General features: G+C 68.1%; 16 protein-coding genes. 11 read left to right on the plus strand and 5 right to left on the minus strand.

The window, feature by feature from the left end:
* Positions 1-177 precede the first annotated feature (177 nt).
* The gene (locus ACYVKI_RS05275) at positions 178-399 is read left to right on the plus strand and encodes a DUF7455 domain-containing protein (RefSeq protein ID WP_460689257.1); all 222 of its coding nucleotides are present in this window, start codon (positions 178-180) and stop codon (positions 397-399) included.
* A gap of 260 nt (positions 400-659) precedes the next feature.
* Here the strand turns inward: ACYVKI_RS05275 and ACYVKI_RS05280 are convergent, their stop codons facing one another.
* The 3 genes from ACYVKI_RS05280 to ACYVKI_RS05290 form a co-directional block, all read right to left on the minus strand.
* Positions 660-2,159: an RNA polymerase sigma factor gene (locus ACYVKI_RS05280; RefSeq protein WP_460689258.1), complete on the minus strand. Its 1,500-nt coding sequence runs from the start codon at positions 2,157-2,159 to the stop codon at positions 660-662.
* 276 nt (positions 2,160-2,435) lie between these two features.
* Entirely contained in the window at positions 2,436-3,908 is a 1,473-nt protein-coding gene (locus ACYVKI_RS05285; protein WP_460689259.1) for a DUF4192 family protein, read from the minus strand.
* Between the two features lie 104 nt (positions 3,909-4,012).
* Positions 4,013-5,125, minus strand: a complete 1,113-nt coding sequence (locus ACYVKI_RS05290) for a PAC2 family protein (RefSeq protein ID WP_460689260.1) — start codon at positions 5,123-5,125, stop codon at positions 4,013-4,015.
* Positions 5,126-5,456: 331 nt separating this feature from the next.
* On the opposite strand from ACYVKI_RS05290, the gene ACYVKI_RS05295 reads away from it, so the two are divergent.
* The 3 genes from ACYVKI_RS05295 to sucB all read left to right on the plus strand — a co-directional run bounded on the left by ACYVKI_RS05295 (position 5,457) and on the right by sucB (position 10,513).
* Positions 5,457-7,046: a leucyl aminopeptidase gene (locus ACYVKI_RS05295; RefSeq protein ID WP_460689261.1), complete on the plus strand. Its 1,590-nt coding sequence runs from the start codon at positions 5,457-5,459 to the stop codon at positions 7,044-7,046.
* A 246-nt stretch (positions 7,047-7,292) separates the two neighbouring features.
* Entirely contained in the window at positions 7,293-8,672 is a 1,380-nt protein-coding gene (gene lpdA / locus ACYVKI_RS05300; RefSeq protein WP_460689262.1) for a dihydrolipoyl dehydrogenase, read from the plus strand.
* Positions 8,673-8,767: 95 nt separating this feature from the next.
* Positions 8,768-10,513: a 2-oxoglutarate dehydrogenase, E2 component, dihydrolipoamide succinyltransferase gene (gene sucB, locus ACYVKI_RS05305; RefSeq protein WP_460689263.1), complete on the plus strand. Its 1,746-nt coding sequence runs from the start codon at positions 8,768-8,770 to the stop codon at positions 10,511-10,513.
* A gap of 99 nt (positions 10,514-10,612) precedes the next feature.
* Here sucB and ACYVKI_RS05310 read toward each other — a convergent pair whose 3' ends face one another.
* Positions 10,613-12,139, minus strand: a complete 1,527-nt coding sequence (locus ACYVKI_RS05310) for a serine/threonine-protein kinase (RefSeq protein WP_460689264.1) — start codon at positions 12,137-12,139, stop codon at positions 10,613-10,615.
* A 225-nt stretch (positions 12,140-12,364) separates the two neighbouring features.
* Between ACYVKI_RS05310 and lipB the strand changes: the two genes are divergently transcribed.
* The 7 genes from lipB to ACYVKI_RS05345 all read left to right on the plus strand — a co-directional run bounded on the left by lipB (position 12,365) and on the right by ACYVKI_RS05345 (position 20,511).
* Positions 12,365-13,072 (plus strand): lipoyl(octanoyl) transferase LipB, encoded by a 708-nt coding sequence (gene lipB / locus ACYVKI_RS05315; RefSeq protein ID WP_460689265.1) that lies wholly within the window; start codon positions 12,365-12,367, stop codon positions 13,070-13,072.
* A complete protein-coding gene (lipA, locus tag ACYVKI_RS05320; protein WP_460689266.1) occupies positions 13,069-14,076 on the plus strand; it encodes a lipoyl synthase in 1,008 nt (335 codons plus the stop codon). Before lipB ends, lipA begins: the two co-directional genes overlap by 4 nt.
* 259 nt (positions 14,077-14,335) lie before the next feature.
* Positions 14,336-15,136 (plus strand): DUF4191 domain-containing protein, encoded by an 801-nt coding sequence (locus ACYVKI_RS05325; RefSeq protein WP_460689267.1) that lies wholly within the window; start codon positions 14,336-14,338, stop codon positions 15,134-15,136.
* Positions 15,137-15,498: 362 nt separating this feature from the next.
* Positions 15,499-16,128 (plus strand): 30S ribosomal protein S4, encoded by a 630-nt coding sequence (gene rpsD / locus ACYVKI_RS05330; RefSeq protein ID WP_460689268.1) that lies wholly within the window; start codon positions 15,499-15,501, stop codon positions 16,126-16,128.
* Between the two features lie 193 nt (positions 16,129-16,321).
* A complete protein-coding gene (gene alaS, locus ACYVKI_RS05335) occupies positions 16,322-19,045 on the plus strand; it encodes an alanine--tRNA ligase (RefSeq protein WP_460689269.1) in 2,724 nt (907 codons plus the stop codon).
* Positions 19,020-19,547 carry a Holliday junction resolvase RuvX gene (gene ruvX / locus ACYVKI_RS05340; RefSeq protein ID WP_460689270.1) on the plus strand — a complete coding sequence of 176 codons (528 nt, stop codon included), beginning with the start codon at positions 19,020-19,022 and terminating at the stop codon, positions 19,545-19,547. The genes alaS and ruvX overlap by 26 nt, the downstream gene beginning before the upstream one ends.
* A gap of 118 nt (positions 19,548-19,665) precedes the next feature.
* Positions 19,666-20,511 (plus strand): hypothetical protein, encoded by an 846-nt coding sequence (locus ACYVKI_RS05345; protein ID WP_460689271.1) that lies wholly within the window; start codon positions 19,666-19,668, stop codon positions 20,509-20,511.
* Here the strand turns inward: ACYVKI_RS05345 and ACYVKI_RS05350 are convergent.
* Positions 20,475-22,694 (minus strand): RelA/SpoT family protein, encoded by a 2,220-nt coding sequence (locus ACYVKI_RS05350; protein WP_460689414.1) that lies wholly within the window; start codon positions 22,692-22,694, stop codon positions 20,475-20,477. The two genes, ACYVKI_RS05345 and ACYVKI_RS05350, sit on opposite strands and share 37 nt — an antisense overlap.
* Between the last annotated feature and the right edge of the window lie 218 nt (positions 22,695-22,912).

The following is a 22,912-nucleotide window of genomic DNA, read 5'->3' on the forward strand; positions in this document are numbered from 1 at the left end:
GGCGGGGCCGCCTCTGCCAGGCAGAACCGCCGTCGACGCCTCCTATGACCCTGAACGGTCCGGCTGGCTCGTACGCGGACAGCGAAAGCAGGGGCAGACTCGGGGCCGACGGCGAATGAAACCCTTCCCGGCATGGTTGTATAGGTATCTACGTATTCACGTGAGGAGGCGAAGAGCATGACCGGCACGACTGGGACACTCGAAGCACACACGAACACTCTGACTGCCCTCGACCGCTGCGACCGCTGCGGAGCACAGGCCTATGTGAGCGCTGCCCTGTCCTCCGGCGCCGGTGTCCTGCTCTTCTGCGTGCACCACGCCCGTCAGGTGGAGGGGACGCTGCGCCCGCAGACGTCCGCGTGGGTCGACGAATCCGCACGTCTCGAGGAGGCGCGCTGATCCAGACACCCTGAGGGGTGTCCGCTGCACCGCCTCAGCCGTGGCAGTCGCTCCGCGACATGACGAGGGGCCCGGAGGATCATCCTCCGGGCCCCTCGTCGTCTGTGCGTTGCGGCGGGGTGGGTCATCATCTCTGCTGACCCATCCCGCCGCAGTCGACACAGCGTCGGCTCGTCGCCGACAGGTGCGGGCTTATTCAGCCGGAGGCTCGCGCCGGTCTCCCGGCGCGGGCCTCCACAGTCATGCGGCGTCGCCGACGCTCAGTCCAGGTAGTCGCGGAGCACCTGGGAACGGCTGGGGTGGCGGAGCTTGGACATCGTCTTGGACTCTATCTGCCGAATCCGCTCGCGCGTGACGCCGTAGACCTTGCCGATCTCGTCTAAAGTCTTCGGCTGGCCGTCTGTGAGGCCGAAGCGCATGGCCACGACGCCCGCCTCCCGCTCAGCCAGGGTGTCCAGCACCGAATGCAGCTGCTCCTGCAGGAGCGTGAAGCTGACCGCGTCCGAGGGCACGACCGCCTCGGAGTCCTCGATGAGGTCTCCGAACTCCGAGTCGCCGTCCTCACCCAGCGGGGTGTGCAGCGAGATCGGTTCACGACCGTACTTCTGGACCTCGACGACCTTCTCCGGGGTCATGTCCAGTTCCTGGGCCAGTTCTTCCGGGGTGGGCTCTCGGCCCAGATCCTGCAGCATCTGCCGCTGGACTCGGGCGAGCTTGTTGATGACTTCGACCATGTGCACCGGTATGCGGATGGTGCGGGCCTGGTCTGCCATGGCCCGGGTGATCGCCTGTCGGATCCACCAGGTCGCGTAGGTGGAGAACTTGAAGCCTTTGGTGTAGTCGAACTTCTCCACCGCGCGGATCAGACCCAGGTTCCCCTCCTGGATGAGGTCCAGGAACAGCATGCCGCGGCCTGTGTAGCGCTTCGCCAGGGAGACCACCAGACGCAGGTTGGCCTCAAGGAGGTGGTTCTTGGCCCGCTTGCCGTCGGCCACGACGAGCTCCATGTCTCGCCGCAGGCGCTTGTCAGAGATCTCCTCGGTGGCGAGCTTATGCTCGGCGTAGAGTCCTGCCTCGATCCTGAGCGCAAGGTCGACCTCCTGCTCAGCGTTCAGCAGGGCCACCTTGCCGATCTGTTTGAGATAGTCCTTGACCGGGTCCGCGGTGGCCCCGGCAGAGACGACCTGGACTGCAGGGGCATCGTCGTCGTCGGCGTTGGAGATGACGAAGCCGCGCCCCTTGGTCTCCTCCTCCTCGGCGTCCTCACCCTTGGCGGCCTTCTTCGCGTTCTCGACGATCGCTTCGGCGTTGCCCTCGTCGCCGGTGGCGGCGGCCACCTTCTTGGCGACCTCCTCCTCGTCGCCGTTCTCCAGGGCCTTGGCCACGGCCTTCTCGAGCACTGTGGTCGGTGCAGCCTGCTCCTGGTCGGTCTCCGCGAGGACCTCATCGACGGGGTCGGCGGTCTCCTTCCGACCGCGATCCTGCTCCGGAGCTTCCTCACTGGCCGGTGTGGCGGTGGACTTCTTGGCTGCGGAGCTGGACTTCGAGGCGGTGGACCGCTTCGTCGTCGAACTCGACTTCTTGGCCGCGGCGTCGCCGTCGCGCGCCGTGGTGCGCGAGGCTGAGCTTCTGCTGGCAGCGGAGGACTGCTCCGCCTCTGCCGCGGCTGCGTTCTCTTCTGTGGACTGGGACGCAGTAGTGGGCACGATGACCTTCCGACTCGGACGTGTGAAGGCGATGGATTGACCTGAGGTCAACACACCTATGACCCTGTCAAGTCCGTCGCCTTGCTCACACTGACCGCTCCGGCGGCCTGCGGCCCTCTCCCCACGGGGGAGCTGGCGGCGCCGGCTTGCCGGTGCGTGGCGAGCGACCTGACGATGGTTGCAGGGTCTCAGCAAGGCACAACGCAGCTCCCCTGCAGATCATTCCCGCTCCCGCGAAAAGTTTCGCAGGAATTGTCCTGCCCACCGTTTGAGCATGTCATGACGGGCGCCGAAGCCGACGCACAGGTGAGGGTCTCACCACCGGGGGCGTCACTGTCCGGCGCCGGCGGTGCTCCAGGAATGGTCTCGGACCATCGCCCAGGGGCAGATGCGGCCGATCCCCTGGTCGACCTGCATCAGCCGGGCCAGGGGGTGATCCGGCGCCAGGTCCAGGCACCGGTCCACGTACGCCCCGGAGATGCTGCCCCGGCCGCGCGCCCACTCGATCCAGCACATCAGCGCCAGCGTCTCCGCCTGCCCCGGGGGCGTCAGCACCGGCTGCATACGGGAGAGCAGAGTGGCCAATGCATCGATGCGCTCCCAGCCCGGACGTTCACCGGTTGCGCCGAGGAGCACTGCGCGATATCTCTCCACAGCGCAGTCGACGAGGCGGTGGTGGTCCAGGTCCTCCGCCCAGGACGCCTCTCCGCCCTCCGATGACGCCGCCCCTCCGACACGCAGCGCCTCCAGCGTCATGGAGGCGATCTCGAATCCGTCGGCGGCGAGCACCAGGAGTCCATCCCGCAGGTCTCCCCAGGACAGCGACGCCGCCATCATCACGAGCTCGTCGTGATGCTCCTCGATCCAGCGCTCCGAGGCCTCCTCCGGCGGTCGGGCGGCCGCCCGCCGGTCAGGATCAGGGCGATCCGCCTCCTGTCGACGGACCTCCTGCTGGATCATCGACTCCCATGCCCACAGCGCCCGCTGGGCGGCTTCCGGGCCGGAGAGCTCGCGGCCGCAGTGCTTCTGCGCAGACTGGGATGCTTCCAACGTCCGCGTCGGGAGACTGATGGGTGGGGCGAGGAAGTCCTGCACCATCTGCCGTGGGGTGCTGAGCGTCCGACCGCGGTAGACCATATGCGTGTGCAGCACGCTGCGGGCCGCCGCCTGGATGTCCTGCCCTGGATACGAGCAGCAGGTCGCGTCGGCGCAGTCGTAGTCTCGGATGTGGCCGCCGCCGACCCACCAGGTCTGGACGGTCCGGACGCCCTGGGCGGCGAGCAGCTCCACGAGGGACGAGTGCAGGGCCGCGTACGGACGAAGCGCGGGGTCGTCCCAGCTGGGTGGGGTCGGCGCCTCTGTCGTGAAGAGATAGATGACGGCGCCGTCAGGCCGGGGGCTGGTCTGCGGGCCTGCCAGGTGCTTACAGACCCAGCGGCCCAATCCGTCGGGATGATCGACGCCGGCTCGAAGGTCGATCCGCAGGTGGGCGCCGACGCGTGCATCATGAAGCCCGACGACGACGAGCGAGTCCTCCGGCAGGAACCCGAAGGTGTGCTGCACCAGCGCCAGCGCGTCGCCGACCCCGGAGATGCGGATGAGCTCCTCGGCCTGCCGCTCCGTCTCAGCCCTGGTCTCGGAGGGACTCCGGTCCTCAGCCTGGCCCCGGGGCGCTGGTTCCGCCCCGGATGATGTCGGCCTGCCGGTGGAAGGAGTCCTCTCTGAGGCCTCCGGTGGCGTGCCGAGCGGGCTCTCGTTGCGGGTCGGGGCGCCGTCGTCGAGGGGGTGGCTGTGAGGGTCCATGCCGCCAGTCTCACGAGCCGGGGCTCCGCCGTGCAGGTCCTCGCTGTGCTCTGTGGAGAGACCGGCGTGTCGCCGAGCGGCCCCGGGTGCTGTGGAGGACCTGATCAGGACGGGGCGGAGTCGTCTCCTCCGTCCGGGAGGTCCTGCTGACCGTGATCCTCCTCCGGTGCGGGATCGACGTCCAGGGACTCGGACGTGGGCTCGGACGTGGGCTCGGACGTGGGCGCGGGCTGGGTCCGCAGGAAAGCCTCGACGGCGGCGCCGAGTTCCTCGGCGTCGGGAACGACGTCATCATCCTTGACCAGCAGCGAGCGCTGCTCAGTGGTGGCGTGCTCGTCGTAGTTCTGCTCCAACCGGTGCACCAGACCCTGGATCTCACTGTTGCCGCTGACCTGACGTGAGATGTCCTGGTCCACCATCCGAGCCGATTCACGCAGTTCGTCGCTGGGGAGCATCAGCTCCATGGCCGCACCGATGTACTCCAGGGCGGAGACCGCCACCTGCGGGTAGCGACCGCCGGCCAGGTAATGCGGCACGTGCAGGGTGTAGCCGACGACATCGTGCCCCTCCTGATCCAGCCGCATCTCCAGCACCTGGCCCAGTCCGGCTTCCAGTTGGGCCGTCGGGCTCCAGGTGGAGATCCCCTCGACCAGGTCCTGGCGGCTTCCGTGGGCTGTCACCCCCAAGGGGCGCGTATGGGGGACGGGGAGCCCGAGCGCGTCCACGAGCACCACCAGAGAGACGTCCAGGTGGTCCACGAGTTCGAGCACGGCTTCGGAGACACGGTCCCATTGGAAGTCAGGCTCGTCGCCTGTGAGCATGAGGAAGGGCAGGCCCGAGGCGTCCCGCACCTCGTAGAGCCGCAGCTCAGGTCCTTCGTAGTCCGTGAAGCGCCCCTCCTGGAAGGTCACCCGCGGGCGACGGGAGCGATAGTCGAACAGCTCGTCCACGTCGAAGCTGGCCAGCAGCTTATGCGGCAGCGATCCCAGCAGAGCCTCGGCGAGCTGGTCGCTCAGCCCGCCGGCATCGGTGTGGCCCGACCAGGAGACGAGCATGGTCAGTCTCCTCGACGCCTGTGCTGCGCGGGCATCGCGCAGCACGAGGTCACCACCCTGTGCCCGCACTGTCGAGGTGGGCACGCCAGGGCCGGGGAAGTCCAGGTGCTCCTCCTCCGGTTCGGCGGGGTGCACATGGAGCAAGTCCAGGGGTTCCTTCATGAAGCTGATGCTCCTCTCCGCTCTCCGCGCTGTCGCATGGCGCCCACCGGGTCCGACGAGTCCGACGGATCCGACGGATCACTCGACGACCCGACGGCGTCGACGGGGCGTCGTCCCAGGTGAACACCGATATAACGACCCGACAGGGTGGAGAAATTCCCGCTGCCGCCGCCGGGCGCGCGGCTGCCGCTGCGCGGAGATGCGCACGACAGGATCTCGGATAGGATCGAATCCTGAAGCCGCCGAGGGCTTCCACACACGGGCAGCGCGTCGGCGGATGCACACACAGACGATTCGACGATCCCCGGACCGGGGATCAGACGGGATTGACGTGATCAACGACTTCCAGCCCACACTCTCCGCTGTCACCACGGCCGTCGAGAGGGCCGAGACCGACGCACTCGTTCTCGGCGTCGCCAAGGGCCCGGAGGGCCCGATCCTCCTGCCCAACCCTCTGGCCGACGAGGCCGCCCGCAGCGTCGCGGACTCCCTGAAGGCACTCGGGGTCACCGGTGCCGCCGATCAGCTGCTCCGTCTGCCGGGTGTCGACGGCTTCCGCAGTGAGACCCTGGTGCTGATCGGCGTCGGCGAGCTCACCGGAGAGCCCACCGGCGGTGTGTCTCTGGAAGCCCTGCGGCGCGCGGCCGGCTCGGCGGTGCGCCAGCTGGGGTCGCTGGACTCGGTCGCCCTGGCACTGCCCGCCTCCAGTCCGGATGAGGTGGCCGCCGTCGCGGAAGGTGCCGCGATCGGGGCGTACTCCTTCACGGCCTTCCGCAGTGCGGAGGAGTCCCGGAGCAAGACTCCGGTCGAGGAGATCCTCATCCTGACTGACTTGAAGGACCGTCACACCCGACCAGCGCTCGACCGGGCCGCCGTCGTCGGAGCCGCCGTGCGGACAGCTCGCGACCTGGTCAACACCCCGCCCAGCCACCTGTACCCCGAGAGCTTCGCGGAGCTCTCTTCGGAGCTCGGGGCGCGCACCAAGGCACCGGCGCATGGAGGATCGACCACGAAGGCATCGAAGCTGTCGGTGAAGGTGTGGGAGGAGAAGGACCTCGAGAAGGGCGGCTTCGGCGGGCTCCTCGGCGTCGGCAGGGGATCCTCCCGGGGGCCGCGGCTGGTTCGCATCGAGCACTCCCCCTCGAAGCCTGCCGCCCATGTCGCCCTGGTCGGCAAAGGCATCACGTTCGATTCCGGCGGACTCTCGCTCAAGCCGGCCTCGGCGATGACGACGATGAAGCTCGACATGGGCGGCGCCGCCACAGTGCTCGCCGTGGTGCGAGCCGCCGCTGACCTGAACCTGCCCGTCCGGGTCACCGGCTGGCTCTGCCTGGCTGAGAACATGCCCTCCTCCACCGCGCAGCGCCCGGAGGACGTCATCACCATCCGAGGCGGCAAGACCGTCGAGGTCCTCAACACCGATGCTGAGGGGCGCCTGGTCATGGCTGATGGCCTCGTCGCTGCGTCCGAGGAGCAGCCCGACGCGCTCATCGACGTCGCCACCCTCACCGGTGCGCAGATGGTGGCGCTGGGCGTTCGGACCACCGGTGTCATGGGTGAGGAGCAGCTCCGCTCCGAGCTCGTCGGCTCGGCCGAAGCCGCCGGCGAGCAGATCTGGCCCATGCCGATCCCTGAGGAGGTTCGCTCCGGGTTCGACTCTGAGGTCGCTGACCTGACCAACCTCGGCGACCGCAACGGCGGCATGCTGGGGGCCGCCGCCTTCCTGCGCGAGTTCGTCGGAGACCGCGCCGACGCCGATCAGGACTCGCTCGACCCGGAGGCCCGGCGGATCCCCTGGGCCCATCTGGACATCGCGGGCCCGGCATTCAACGAGAAGTCCCCCTACGGGTACACCCCCAAAGCGGGAACCGGCGTGATGGTTCGTACGCTGGTGAACTATCTCGAGGGTCGGTCCCGCTGATCAGTGACGACACCACCGGTGGCGGCAGGATTCAGACCCTGCCGCCACCGGTGGCGTCACAGTTCGGAGCACCCGTGGTGTCGGTGGAAGCCCCCTGCGCTCAGGCGATAGGCTGACAGCTGGGCGCACGGGTGACGCGCCGACACCGAGGGCACAGGGCTGTGACCCTCCCGTCGTCGGCCTCCCCCCCCCGCCCCACGACAACCTCACACCACAAGACTCACGCGACCCAAGGGAGCAACGACCGTGGCCGACCAGCCCCAGGCACAGGAATTCGACGTACTCGTCCTCGGCGGAGGCAGCGCAGGCTACGCCGCCGCGCTGCGTGCGGTGCAGCACGGCCTGACGGTCGGTCTGATCGAGAGGTCCAAGCTCGGCGGAACCTGCCTGCACACCGGGTGCATCCCCACGAAGGCTTACCTGCACGCCGCGGAGCTGGCTGATGAGGCCCGGTCCAGCGAGAAGTACGGTGTCAAGATCTCTTTCGAGGGCATCGACATGGCGAAGGTCCGTGAGTACAAGGACGGAATCGTCGCCGGCAAGCACAAGGGTCTCTCCGGCCTGCTGAAGATGCGCAAGGTGACCGTCATCGAAGGTGAGGGCCGCCTGGTCTCGCACGACCAGATCGAGGTGGACGGCACCCGGTACTCCGGCCGGAGCATCGTCCTGGCCACCGGTTCCACCGCGAAGACGATGGGTCTGCCCATCGGTGACCGGATCATCACCTCCACCGAGGCCCTGGAGATGGACCGGACGCCGAAGTCGGCCATCGTGCTCGGCGGCGGTGTCATCGGCTGCGAGTTCGCCTCTGCGTGGACCTCCTACGGCACCGAGGTCACCATCATCGAAGGTCTGCCCTCCCTGGTCCCCAATGAGGACCCCTCGATCATCAAGAACCTCGAGCGCAGCTTCAAGAAGCGTGGCATCACGTTCAACACCGGGACGTTCTTCAAGGATGTCGAGGACACCGGCGACGGCGTCAAGGTGACCCTCGAGGACGGCAAGACCTTCGAGGCGGAGATCTGCCTGGTCGCCGTCGGACGCGGCCCGGTCACCGAGGGTTTCGGCTTCGAGGAGCAGGGCATCACCCTGGACCGCGGCTTCGTGATCACCGACGAGCGGCTGCACACCGGTGTGGGGAACATCTATGCGGTCGGTGACATCGTCCCCGGCCTGCAGCTGGCCCACCGCGGTTATCAGCAGGGCATCTTCGTCGCCGAGGAGATCGTCGGCAACAACCCCGTGGTGGTCGAAGACATCAACATCCCGAAGGTCACCTTCTGCGAGCCGGAGATCATGTCCGTCGGTTACACCCAGCCCAAGGCCGAGGAGGAGTTCGGCAAGGACAACGTCGAGATCACCGAGTACAACCTCGCCGGCAACGGCAAGTCCTCGATCCTCGGCACCGGCGGCATCATCAAGATGGTCGGTGTCAAGGGCGGTCCGATCGTGGGCGTCCACGGCATCGGCACCCGCATCGGCGAACAGATCGGCGAGGCGCAGCTGATCGTGAACTGGGAGGCCTACCCCGAGGATGTCGCCACCTTGGTGCACGCCCACCCGACGCAGAACGAGGCGCTCGGAGAGGCCGCGATGGCGCTCTTCGGCCACCCGCTCCACGGCTGAGAGCCGCATCCAGACCACCCAGAGAATTCAACACATCTGAGAAGACGCACCACGTCCGCCTGGTGCGACGCATTCAAGAGTAGGAGCCGGACATCATGTCTGAGACCGTGAACCTTCCAGCCCTCGGTGAGTCAGTCACCGAAGGCACTATCACCCGATGGCTCGTGGAGGTCGGGGAGGAGGTCGAGGTCGACCAGCCGATCGTGGAGGTCTCCACCGACAAGGTCGACACCGAGGTCCCCTCCCCCGCCGCCGGTGTGATCGAGGAGCTGCTGGTGGACGAGGACGAGACCGTCGAGGTCGGTGCGCCCCTGGTCACCATCGGCGACGGCTCCGGCGGAGGCTCGGACGACGCCGGTTCCGACGACGCTGCGGAGGCCGACGACGAGCAGGCCGCCGAAGGGGCTGCTGATGGCGGCACGGAGGAGACCGCTGAGCCCACCGCTGAACCCGCCGGCGAGGCTGAAGGGGCCGAGGCGACTCCCGAGGAGTCCTCCCCTGCCGAGGACACCGGCTCCTCCGGCGGCGACTCCCAGGAGGTCACCCTCCCGGCGCTGGGCGAGTCCGTCACCGAGGGCACCGTCACCCGCTGGCTGGTCGAGGTCGGTGACGAGATCGAGGTGGATCAGCCGTTGCTCGAGGTCTCCACCGATAAGGTCGACACGGAAGTCCCTTCGCCCGTGGCCGGAACCCTGCAGGAGATCAAGGTCGGCGAGGACGAGACCGTCGAGGTCGGCGCGGTGCTGGCACTGGTCGGTTCGGGCGCCGCGCCGGCGAAGACCGCCCCTGCCGAGGAGAAGCCCGAGCCGACGGCCGAGGAGAAGCCCGAGCCCGAAGCCGCCGAGGACCCGAAGCCGAGCCCGCGTGCGGAGTCCCCGGCTCAGGAGTCCTCCGGCGGCGCCGAGGGCTATGTGACCCCGCTGGTCCGCCGTCTGGCGAAGAAGGAGGGCATCGACTTGTCCTCGGTCACCGGCACCGGTGTCGGTGGGCGTATCCGCAAGCAGGACGTCATCGACGCCGCGGAGGCCAAGAAGGCATCGGCGGCATCGGCCGCACCAGCCGCCTCCGCTCCGGCCTCTGCAGCCGCCTCCAGCCCTGATGTCGACGTGGACACCACCAAACGGGGCTCATCCGAGAAGGCTCCGCGCATCCGGCAGGTGATCGCCCAGCGGATGAACGAGTCGCTCGAGGTCAGCGCTCAGCTGACGCAGGTGCACGAAGTCGACATGACGCGCATCGTGAACCTCCGGAACCAGGCCAAGTCCGCCTTCAAACAGGCGAACGGGGTGAGCCTCTCCTACTTGGCGTTCATCGCGGTGGCCGTCACCGAGGCGCTCAAGCAGCACCCGAAGCTGAACGCTGAGTATGACGAGAAGCAGCAGCAGATCACCTACCACGATGCCGAGCACCTGTCCTTCGCCGTGGACACCGAGAAGGGTCTCATGGTTCCGGTCATCTCCGACGCCGGCGACCTGAACCTGGCCGGCATGGCGAAGAAGATCTCCGACGTCGCGGCGCGGACACGCAGCAACAAGATCGGTCCGAACGAGCTCTCGGGTGGGACATTCACGATCACCAACCTGGGCTCATTCGGCGCGCTGACCGACACTCCGATCATCAACCAGCCTCAGGTGGCGATCCTCGGCCCGGGGTCCATCGTCAAGCGCCCGATGGTCGTCACCGATGCGGAGGGCAACGAGAGCATCGGCATCCGCCACATGATGTACCTCTCGCTGACCTACGACCACCGTCTGGTCGACGGGGCTGACGCCGGCCGGTTCATGCAGACGCTGAAGGCGCGCCTGGAGGACGGCAGCTTCGAGTCGCAGCTGGGTCTGTGATCCGAGGAGGCTGAGCGTCTCCTCACCGGTATGGAGGGTCCGCCCGTGGCATCGGGCGGGCCCTCCATGCATGACGACGCCAGAGGCCGCCACGTCGCCTCAGGTGTCGGCGCTGCTCGGCTCCCGGATCGCATGCAGCCTCCAGAAGCCCTCCTGCCGCACCAGCTCCAGCCGGACCGCCTGTCTCTCCTGACCATCCCCATGGAGCGCATCCATCGTGACCTCCACGGGCACGGACACGGCCTCCTCCGGCAGGCCCTCCAAGGCCTCGTCCTCAGCCGGTGACTGCGGCGGCCCGAGCGGCTCGACCGTCATGGTCGCCCCCTCATAGGCCTCTCGTGCTTGCTGGAGATCCTCGACCAGCTCCTGTTCGGACCGGGCCGCTGGCGAGCCGACGGCGACATATTTCCTGGTCGTCGCGATCTGCAGCTCCTGCAATGCCGCTGTTCGCAGCACGACCAATCCGTCGAGCGCCACGAGCGGGTCCTCGTCAGCCATCAGCTCAGCAGCGGCCTCAAGGCTGAGCGGAGTCACTGCATGCCCGCCGGTCGGTTCGCCGGCGGAGAGGTCGCCCGACACCGACGTGCCCCGCGCGTGAGGCTGGTCGCCGAGTCCGCTGAGAGCCCCGACTCCCCCGGTGATCAGCAGGCTCCCGGCGCACAGGCCTGTCAGCAGCCGACGGGCTCGGGAGGACCGCGGGGGCCGATCAGTCGCACCAGGCTGCGCTGTCGGCAGCTCCGGCAGGACGTCGTCGTCGACATGCGGACTCAGGTCCAGGCCCTGAGCCGGAGCACACCGGTGGAGTGCCACGGCGAACTCTCGGGCGCTGGGGCGACCGACCGGTTCCTCACTCAGCGCCTCCTCCAGCAGGCGGATCAGCGAGGACGGAGCCTCAGGACACAACGTGCCCAAGGGAGTTCGGCGGCGCTCAGGCCCGGGCGGCGCCTCGGTGAGGACATACCACGTGAGCGCCGCCAGCGAGTAGACATCCGACTCCGGACCGAGACTTTCCTCCCACGCCCGGGCGGCGGCCGCCCCGGAGTGCCCACGCACGGCCTCACGCCGCTCCGGGGCGGCGAACCCGGCCGTCATCGCTTCGGGCCGTGGAGCCCCGAGGAGCTGGGCGTCACCCAGGTCAGCCAGGGCGGGCCGTCCGTCCGGGGCGAGCACCACGTTCCCCGGCGACACGTCCCCATGGGCGACCCCCTCTCGGTGCAGATGGGCCAGCGCTTGGGCGATCGGCACCAGCACCGTGACCGTCTCCCCCAGCGTCAACGTTCGCCGGGACGCCAGGATCCGCCCCAGCGATCCAGCGGTGAAGGGCTCCAGCAGGAGCCCAGGGCCGCAGGAGGTCTCGACCCACCCGTAGACGGTCACCAGGTGATCGTGATGGAGCCGCCGCATGGCGTCCAGTTCAGCAGTGAGTCGGCGACGATCGGGAGCTGTCCATCCACGGTCCGCCGGGTGGTCCTGAACCGTTCGCTGCCGCTGACTGTGGCCCCCTGTGGGCACCTTGACGGCCACGAGCTCCGCGTCGGCGACGTCCACACTCCAGTGCGGCCCCTCGCCGGTCACCCGGGCGAGCCACACCGAGGAGGTCGCACCTGTCCCGAGAGGTCTGACCATGCGGAGCCCTGGAGCGCTGGGTGGCGCGCCCGGTCGAGGAGCGGGACGGCCGTCTGTGGGCGCCCCGGAGCCCCCTCCCCCGCGGCCCTGCCCTGATCCGGGCCGACCGACGGCCGGGCCCGGGGAGTCGTCACTGCGCGTCGTGTTGCTGTTCATGACGACCAGCCTGCCCCAGTGGGAGCCGTCCTGCAGGAGTTATCCACAGGCTCCGGTCAGCACAGCGCGATGATTCGGACTAGGCTGGCATCTATGGACCTCGTATTCCGGAGGCTCGGATTCCACCCCCACCTGGTGGACTACGCCGAAGCCCTCGCCGTTCAACAGCGGCTGCACGCTGAGGTGCTCGCCGACGAGTCGCCCTCGACCGTCCTGCTGCTCGAGCATGACGACGTCTACACCGCCGGTCGCCGCACCGAGCCCGAGGACCGCCCGAAAGACGGCACTCCGGTCATCGATGTCGACCGGGGCGGCAAGATCACCTGGCACGGCCAGGGTCAACTGGTGGGCTATCCGATCATCAAGCTCGCGGAACGAGCCATGGTCAAGGAGTATGTGGCCACGCTGGAGGAGCTGCTGATCCGCGTGCTGCACCGGGAATACGGCATCGTCTCCACGACCGTGGAGGGACGTTCCGGCGTGTGGCTCACCGATGGTCCCCGGGACCGGAAGATCGCCGCCATCGGTCTGCGCGTGCACAAGGCGGTGACGACGCACGGCTTCGCCCTCAACTGCTCCAACAGCCTGGCTCCGTTCGAGAACATCGTGCCCTGCGGCATCGCTGACGCCGACACCACCAGCATCAGCGACGAAGTGGGCGCGTCCGTCACTCCTGCTGACGTCGTCGACGCCGTGGCCGCCGAGCTGGCCGCTGAGCTGCCCCGCTTCCTCAGCACGGAACACACCACACCCGCAGCAGAAGGAGCCCTGTCGTGACCATCGCCCCTGAAGGACGCCGCATGCTCCGCGTCGAGGCGCGGAACTCCGAGGTCCCCGTCGAGCGGAAGCCCGCCTGGATGCGGACCAAGGTGAAGATGGGCCCGGAGTTCGCCGAGATGAAGAAGCGGGTCGGCGCCAAGGGACTGCACACGGTCTGTGAGGAGGCCGGGTGCCCGAACATCTTCGAATGCTGGGAGGACCGTGAGGCCACCTTCCTCATCGGCGGTTCGGCCTGCACCCGGCGCTGTGACTTCTGCGAGATCGACACCGGACGACCGCAGCCGGTCGACGAGGGTGAACCGCTGCAGGTCGCTGAGTCCGTCCGCGAGATGAACCTGCGTTATGCCACAGTCACCGGCGTGGCCCGCGATGACCTGCCCGACGAGGGCGTGTGGCTCTACGCGGAGACCATCCGGAAGATCCATGAGCTCAACCCCGGCACCGGCGTCGAGATCCTCATCCCGGACTTCTCCGGCAAGGAGGAGAACATCGCCGCGATCTGCGAGGCCGCTCCGGAGGTCTTCGCCCACAACGTCGAGACCGTTCCCCGCATCTTCCGCCGGATCCGCCCGGCCTTCCGCTACGAGCGCTCCCTGGACGTGCTGACCCAGGGCCGGGGCCACGGCATGATCACCAAGTCGAATCTCATCCTGGGCATGGGCGAGACCCGCGCAGAGATCACCGAGGCCCTGCAGGACCTGCACGAGGCCGGCTGTGACCTGATCACCATCACCCAGTACCTGCGGCCCACGCCTCGTCACCTGCCGGTGGACCGGTGGCTGAAGCCCCAGGAGTTCCTGGAGATCTCGGAGGAGGCCGAGGAGATCGGCTTCCTGGGCGTGATGTCCGGGCCGCTGGTCCGCTCCTCCTACCGAGCCGGTTCACTGTGGGCCAAAGCGATGCAGAAGAAGGGCCGTCAGATCCCACCCGAGCTGGCCCACATCCAGCCCTCAGGCACGACGCGGCAGGAGGCCGCGACGCTGGTCGCCGCCGGACACTGAACCGCCGCGGATACCCCCCCGGCGACCTCGCCGGTGCCCGTCAGGCCACCGAAGGTGTCGAGTCCGTGCTCCGCTTTGATCAGCTCTGATCTGCCGCCGACGGCGGTGCAGCGGAGACGGGGGTGAGCGGATCAGGAAGGGTCCTAGGCTCGTCTCGGGAGCTCGGCAGGCTCCAGGGCGACCAACTCGACCCAGTCGGGGCGGACCCGGGCACGCCGGGGTCCGTCGGCATTCCCCGACACGGTAGACTGGTGCCACTATGGCACCAGCTGACTCCCCCACCCCACAGGTCTCGTCGAAGGCAGAGGCGAAGACCGAGCTCAAGAAGCTCAAGGCCCAGCAGAAGGCTGAGAAGCAGGAGCGCAAGGCACGGAAGAAGTCCTCCAAGAAGGAGGGCTTCATCTCCCGCATCAAACAGGTCTTCACCATGACCCGGGCGCACGATCCCAACATCGCCTGGTGGATGGCTCTGGCGTTCCTGGTCACGTTCGGGGTCTCTGCGGTCCTCGTCGGCCTGCTGCTCAACTGGGTGACCGGCATCCTCTTCGGTCTTCCCATGGGCCTGCTGGCGGCGATGATTCTGATGAACCGCCGAGCCGAGAAGGCCGCGTTCGCCCGGATCGAAGGTCGCCCCGGCGCCGCCGCGGCGGCCTTGGGCACTCTGCGCAGGGGGTGGATCGTCGTCGAGGAGCCGGTGGCGATGGATCCGAAGACCCAGGCCGCGATCTTCCGCGTGGTCGGGCGCCCGGGCCTCATCCTGGTCACCGACGGACCGGCCGGGCCGGTGCGGAAGATGGTCCCCAAGACTCGCAAGCGCTTCAGCCCCATCCTTCGTGACACCGGTGTGCCGATCCACGTGGTGGAGACCGGCAATGGTGAGGGCCAGGTGCCGCTGTCCAAGCTCACCAAGCATCTGAAGAAGCTCGACAAGGCGCTGACCAAGCATGAGGTCAGTGCTCTGGAGAAGCGACTCGCCGCTCTGCCGATCTCGCGGCCCCCCATCCCCAAGGGTGTCGACCCCTACCGCGTCCGCCCGGACCGGAAGGCGATGCGCGGCTGAGACGTCTGACGCTCCACCCCCGGACGGGGCCCGTCACGGACCATCCAGGTCCATGACGGGCCCCGTCGCGTGGTAGAGTGATCTGCTGTCTGGCAGGCGCCGTCCAGCTTCCCACCCTGTGTGGGATGCCTCACGGAGATCCTGCACCTCGGCCCCTCAGGTCTTCTCGGAGATTCCGGAGTGCTGCGCTGAGCGTGCGGACGACGCCGCAGTGAGCGAGCATTCGGCAGCTCGCGCTCTCCGCTTCGGGATCGCGGAGGCCAGGTGACCGTCCGTTCTTCGACCAGGTGCCCAGCATCCGGCCGCAGTGCCGCGGACGGCGGATAAACAGTGATCTGCCGATACAAGAGAAAGGCACACCCATGCCCACCACCCCCCTGCGCGGTCGCCGCACCGTGAAGGCCTCGCGTGCCCTTGGCATCGCGCTGACCCCGAAGGCCCAGAAGTATCTGGACCGTCGCCCCTACGGCCCCGGCCAGCACGGTCGGACCCGGCGAAAGACCGACTCCGACTACGCGGTGCGTCTGCGTGAGAAGCAGCGTCTGCGGGCGCAGTACGGCATTCGCGAGGCGCAGATGGTGCGCTACTTCGAGGAGGCCAAGCGCCGCGACGGGCTGACCGGTGAGATCCTCATCGAGCTCCTCGAGTCCCGTCTGGACTCACTGGTCCTGCGTGCCGGCTTCGCCCGCACCATCGCCCAGGCCCGGCAGTTCGTGGTCCACCGCCACATCACCGTCAACGGCAAGCGCGTGGACCGCCCGTCCTTCCGCGTGAAGCCCGGTCAGGTCATCCAGGTCCACGAGCGGTCCGAGAAGTTCGAGCCGTTCCAGGTCGCCGCTTCCGGCGCCCACCAGGACGTGCTGCCGACCGTTCCGGGATACCTGTCGGTCGAGATCGACAAGCTCCAGGCGACCCTGTCTCGCGCCCCGAAGCGCGAAGAGGTTCCGGTCACCTGCGAAGAGCAGCTCGTCGTCGAGTACTACGCCCGCTGATCATCGGCGAGCATCACAGGACCTCCGGGTCCTGAACCGCAGAGCCCGCCGCGACGTCCTCTTCACCGAAGGAGTCGCGGCGGGCTCTGCGTCTGTGCGTGCGGGCTGTCCACGCCCAGCAGAACCTCTAGACTTGTTCCGGCGTCGTGGACGCCCGCAGACCGATTCGTCAGCAGGAGGACCGCAGAATCCCATGAAGACCGAGGACATCACTCGCACGTGGTACGACTACTTCGCCGCGAAGGGCCATGAGCGTGTCCCCTCGGCGTCCCTCATCTCGCCGGATCCCTCCGTGCTGTTCACCATCGCCGGCATGGTGCCTTTCATCCCCTACTTCCTCGGCACGGAGAAGCCTCCCTACGATCGAGCCGTCTCTGTTCAGAAGTGCATCCGCACCGCTGACATCGAGGAGGTCGGCAAGACGGCGCGCCACGGGACCTTCTTCCAGATGTGCGGCAACTTCTCCTTCGGCGACTATTTCAAGGAGAAGGCCATCCCCATGGCCTGGGAGCTGCTGACCAGCCCTGTCGACGGCCACCCGGAGACCGGGATCCGCGGCTTCGGACTGGACCCCGAGCGCCTCTGGATCACCGTCTACGAAGACGGCGACGACCGTGACGACGAGGCCCGCCGGATCTGGGAGGACGTCGTCGGCGTGCCGCACGAGCGCGTGGTGGGCACCGGGCCCGCTGACAACTACTGGAACACCGGGCAGCCGGGTCCGGGCGGTCCGTGCTCCGAGATCTACTACGACCGCGGCCCTGCCTACGGCGCCGACGGCGGCCCGGCAGTGGACGAGACCCGATTCATCGAGCTGTGGAACCTCGTCTTCATGCAGGATCGGCTCTCCCAGGTGCATTCGAAGACCGAGTTCGAGGTCGCCGGCCCGCTGCAGAACAAGAACATCGACACCGGTCTGGGGCTCGAACGGCTCGCCATGGTCCTCCAGGGCGTCGAGAACATGTACGAGACGGACCAGGTCCGCCCCGTCCTCGATCGCGCCGCCGAGCTCGCCGGAGTCATCTACACCTCCACTGAGGACCCGTCGGACCCCAACCACGCCACCGATGTGCGCCTGCGCATGATCGCTGACCACGTCCGCAGCTCGCTGATGCTGATCTCCGACGGGGTGCGACCGTCCAACGAGGGCGGCGGCTTCGTGCTGCGCCGGCTGATCCGCCGGGTCATCCTGGCCATGCGTCTGATGGGCGTCGAAGAGCCGGTGCTGGGTGAGCTGTTCACCGTCTCCCGTGACGCGATGAAGGGCGTCTACCCGGAGGTCGCTGAGGACTACGAGGCGATCCACCAGGTCGCGGTGAAGGAGGAGCAGGCCTTCCTGCGGACGATCTCGGCCGGGACCGCCAAGCTGCAGGCCGCGGTGTCCACCGCCAGGAGCTCTGACCGCCCGGTCTCCGGCGCCGACGCCTTCGCGCTGCACGACACCTACGGCTTCCCCATCGACCTGACATTGGAGATGGCCGCAGAGGCCGGGGTCTCGGTGGACCAGGACCGCTTCCGTGAACTGATGACCGAGCAGCGCGAGCGGGCACGTGCGGACGCCAAGGGGAAGAAGTCGGGCCATGCCGACACCGAGGTGTACTCGCAGCTGCGCGGTGAGCGCCCCACTCATTTCACCGGCTACACGGAGCACACCACAGAGTCGACCATCCGCGGGCTGCTGGTTGACGGCCAGACCGCCGACCGGGCTGCGGCAGGCCAGGAGGTGGAGATCGTCCTCGACGCCACCCCGTTCTACGCCGAGGCGGGGGGCCAGGCCGCCGACACGGGCCGCATCTCCGGCGACGGCTTCGAGCTCGAGGTCGTCGATGTCCAGTCTCCGATCAGCGGCCTGGCCGTGCATCGCGCCCGCGTGGTCCACGGTGAGGTCCCTGCCGGTGTGGAGGCTCTGGGTGCGATCGACCTGCGGCGGCGACTCGACGCGCAGAAGGCCCACTCCGCCACCCACATCATCCATGCCGCACTCCACGATGTGCTCGGCCCGGAAACAGTGCAGGCAGGCTCCTTCAACAAGGAGGGTTATCTGCGGTTCGACTTCACCGCTGAGGACGCCCTCAGCCAGTCCGCGCGACAGGAGCTGGAGGAGGCTGCCAACCTCGCCATCCGGGACAACTATGAGGTCAGCACCCAGGTGATGTCGTTGGACGATGCGAAGGCCATGGGAGCGATGATGCTCTTCGGGGAGAAGTACAGCGAACAGGTCCGCGTGGTCGAGATGAACGGTGCCTGGTCCCGGGAGCTGTGCGGCGGAACCCACGTCGCCACCACTGCGGAGATCGGCACGCTGGCCCTGCTGAGCGAAGCCTCAGTCGGATCGGGGAACCGTCGCGTCGAAGCGCTGGTCGGTCTCGACGCCTTCCAACACTTCGCGGCCGAGCGCACTCTGGTCAATCAGCTCACCGAGATGTTGAAGGTGCCGGCGGACCAGGTGCCGGACCGGATCTCGAGCACATTGCAGAAGCTGAAGGAGACCGAGCGGGAGCTGGAGCGGCTCCGCGCGGAACGGCTCCGCGCCCAGGCCGGTGAGCTGGTGAAGCAGGCCGTCGATGCTGATGGGGTGGATGTGCTGGCTCACGACGCCGGCACTGTCGCCGGCGGCGACGACCTGCGCGCGCTGGCCGTGGACCTGCGCCAGCGCTTCGGTGCGCGCGCCGCCGTCGTCGCCGTGGCGGGTGAGTCCAAGGGACGGCCGCTGATCGTAGTGGCCACCACCGAGGCAGCCCGGGACGAGGGCGTCCAGGCGGGAAGCCTCGTCAAGGAGGCCTGCGGCGTGCTCGGCGGAGGAGGCGGCGGCAAGCCTGACGTCGCGCAGGGCGGCGGTCAGGATGTCTCCCGTGTGGCGGAGGCCCTGGATGGGGTGGTCCGCTCGGTCCGTGACCGTGACCGCGCCCGTGGCTGAGCAGCAGACGCACGGGAGTGCACCGCGGGCCGGCGTCCGACTGGCGGTGGACGTCGGTGAGGCGCGAGTCGGCCTGGCGGCCTCGGACCCCGATGCACTGGTGGCCACGCCGGTGATGACTCTGCGGCGCGATCAGAAGCGACGTTCCGACGTCCGCATGCTGGTGAAGATCGCCCGTGACCGTGCGGCCCGGGTCGTCTATGTGGGGCTGCCCCTCTCCCTCTCCGGAGCGGACACCGCCTCCACGCAGAAGGCGCGTGACTATGCGGGGCTGCTCGCACAGAAGCTGGCCGATGCCGAGCTCGCCACGGCAGTCCATCTGGTCGATGAGAGGCTCTCCACCGTCTCAGCGGCCGAGAAGATGCGGGCCTCCGGCGTGGAGGCCCGCGATCAGCGCGATCGCATCGATCAGGCCGCCGCGGTGGAGATCCTCACCCAGGCGTTGGAGATCCGCCGCGCCCAGGCGCGCGAACCGGGGGAAGCCGTCCTGCCTCAGCGCTGAGCTCGGCCACCCGGAGGCCGCTTCAGCTCACGCGAGTGCTTCCTCCACACCCGTGCTGTTCTCCACAGATCGCTCACGTGGGCTGCCGGGCACAGTGGGGATGCGGCAGTCTGGACTCATGCGCACCACCACTGCCAGCACACCTGCCACGCGACCGGGCCCGTCTCCCACCAGCCCGTCTCCCACCGGGCCGAGTCCCACCGGCCCGACTGCCGCCTCCCCGGCGCTCGGAGCACGCGGCCCCCGGGGTGGCGGGACGGCGGCGGACGCGAGGCCTGCTCCTGATCTGTATCGGGCGGGTGCGCCCTTCAGTTCCGCCGAGCTGCAGGCGCTGACCTGCGAGGGGGCGCTGAGGCATGTCATCGCCGATGTCTACGCTGCGTCCACGTCACGTCCGGGTCCTGCACTGCGCGCGCGGGCCGCCCGTCTGCTGCTGCCCGCAGCTGTGGCCGAGGGTTCCGTGCTCTGCGGAGAGTCGGCCGCCTGGATCCAGCTCGGCGGTGTCCCGGGGCCCCGACTCACCCTGATCTCCTCAGTGTTCCGCCGGGGACGGGCGGCCGGAGCCCCGGCCTGGCAGGTCCACCAGATCGAGCTGTCTGACCGAGAGGTCTGCCGCGTCTCCGACGTCGCCGTCACCACGGCGGCGCGGACGGCGGCGGACCTGTTCCTCGGGGTCGGTGCCACGGACAGCCGTCGGTCTCTCGACCTGTTGGCGTGGGAGTCCGTGCACGCCCGGCGCCCGGAGGCAGTCTCTGCCGCCGAGGCTCCTGACCCGGCCTGGCTCCGGCGGTGGTGGCTGCTGGCGGACCTGTTGGAGGCACGGAGCCACGAGGTCGACACCGGGATGCTGACGGCCCTGGTGCTGGAACGGGTCCAGCGACAGCGCCACGATCCCGACCGTCTGGACCGGATCCGGCGTCTCATCGATCAGTGTGCGTCTCGCCGCCGCCCCACAGTGCGGTAGACGTCATAGACGCCGTCGATGCGACGGACCGAGTTCAGCACATGGTTCAGATAGCGCGGGTCTCCCATCTCGAAGGAGAAACGGGAGATCGCGACCCGGTCCCGTGAGGTCTGCACGCTCGCGGAGAGGATGTTCACCTGCGATTCGGCCAGCACCCGTGTGACATCGGAGAGCAAAGACTTGCGGTCCAATGCCTCCACCTGGATCTCCACCAGGAACACGGAGCTCTTCGTCGGAGCCCATTCGACGTCGACCAGCCGTCCGGGCTGCTCACGCAGCTGCTGGACGTTTCGGCAGTCGGCGCGGTGCACCGAGACCCCCTGGCCCCGCGTGACGAAGCCCTCGATCTCGTCCGGGGGCACCGGAGTGCAACACCGCGCCAGCTTCGCCAGCACATTGCCGGCCCCCTTGATGACCACTCCGGCGTCGGAGTACTGGTTCGCCGGAATCACCGGGGTGGTGATCGGAGTGGTGTCATGCTCCTCGGACTCTTCCTCCTCAGGCTCGAAGAGTGCGGAGAGATGCTCGATGACGTTCTGCGTGGAGACGTGGTTGTCCCCCACCCCGGCATAGAGCCCGGAGATGTCCGGGTAGTGCAGCTGACGGGCGACTTCGGCCAGCACATCCGGGTTCATCACCTTCTGCAGCTGCAGATTCGACTTCCGGATAGCCTTGGTGAGTTCATCCTTGCCGCGCTCGATGGACTCCTCACGGCGTTCCTTGGAGAACCACTGGCGGATCTTGTTCCGGGCGCGGGCGCTCTTGACGAACTGCTGCCAATCGCTGCTGGGACCAGCCCCTTCGGCCTTGGAGGTGAAGATCTCCACCCAGTCGCCGTGCTGGAGCTCGGAGTTCAACGGGACGAGCTTCCCGTTGACTCGGGCGCCGATGGTCTTGTGCCCGACGTCGGTGTGGATCGCATAGGCGAAGTCCACCGGTGTCGCCCCGGCGGGAAGCGCCATCACCTCCCCCTTGGGGGTGTAGACGAACACTTCCTTGGCGTTGATCTCATAGCGCAACGACTCCAGGAACTCGTCCGGGTCCTTCGTCTCGGACTGCCAGTCGACCAGAGACCTCAGCCAGCCGATGTCCGCGGTCGTCTGACTCTGCTGGGTGGCGACCTCCGGAGTGCGCTCCGCGCCTTCGGCCGCGGCCTGGGTCCCCTCCGCTGCGGGGGCTCCGGAGGACTTCTGCTTGTACTTCCAGTGAGCCGCGACGCCGTACTCAGCCCGGCGGTGCATCTCGTAGGTCCGGATCTGAATCTCCACGGGCTTTCCCTGGGGACCGATCACCGTGGTGTGCAGCGACTGGTACATGTTGAACTTCGGCATCGCGATGTAGTCCTTGAACCGCCCCGGCAGGGGGTTCCAGCGCGCATGCAGTGCACCCAGGGCGCCATAGCAGTCCCTGACCGTGTCCACCAGGACCCGCACACCCATGAGGTCGTGGATGTCGTCGAAGTCCTTCCCCCGGACGATCATCTTCTGGTAGATCGAGTAGTAGTGCTTGGGGCGGCCGGTGATGGTCGCCGCGATGCTGGCTTCATTGAGATCGTCGGCGATGGTCTCCCGGACTTCGGAGAGGAACTTCTCCCGCTGCGGGGTCCGGTCCCCCACCAGTCGCACGATCTCCTCATAGACCTTGGGATACAGGGCCGCGAAGGACAGGTCCTCCAGCTCCCACTTGATCGTGTTCATCCCCAGCCGGTGCGCCAGCGGGGAGAAGATCTCCAGGGTCTCCTTGGCCTTCCGGGCGCTGGACTCCGCCGGGACATAGCGCCACGTGCGTGCGTTGTGGAGGCGATCGGCAAGCTTGATCATCAGCACGCGGATGTCCTTGGCCATGGCCAGGACCATCTTGCGGACCGTCTCGGCCTGGGCGGCGTCACCAAACTTCAGCTTGTCGAGCTTGGTCACCCCGTCCACCAACAGAGCGATCTCCTGGCCGAAGTCGACGGTGAGCTGGTCGAGGCTGTACTCCGTGTCCTCCACGGTGTCATGGAGCAGGGCCGCGGCCAGCGTGGATCCGGTCAGTCCCAGCTCCGCGAGGATCGTCGCCACCGCCACCGGATGGGTGATGTAGGGGTCGCCGCTCTTGCGCTTCTGATGACGGTGGTGGTGGTTCGCCGCTTCGAAGGCCCGTTGGATCAGCGGCAGGTCCTGCTGCCCGCCGTTGGCGCGCATCGCGCGCAGCAACGGCTCCAGCAGCGGTGACGAGGCTTTGTCCACGACCCCGACGGCGCGCGCTCGTCGGACCGCGGCGGGGGCGGGCGGGCTGGCCGCCGTCACCGACGTCGCGGAATCGGACTGGGCCCGGCCGGAGCCCTCGTCGTTCACCACCTAGAACCTGCTCTCGGAGACGACATCATGAGTCACTGTGTCGGCCATTGTACCCCCGGCGC

This window comes from Nesterenkonia suensis, from assembly GCF_054782935.1.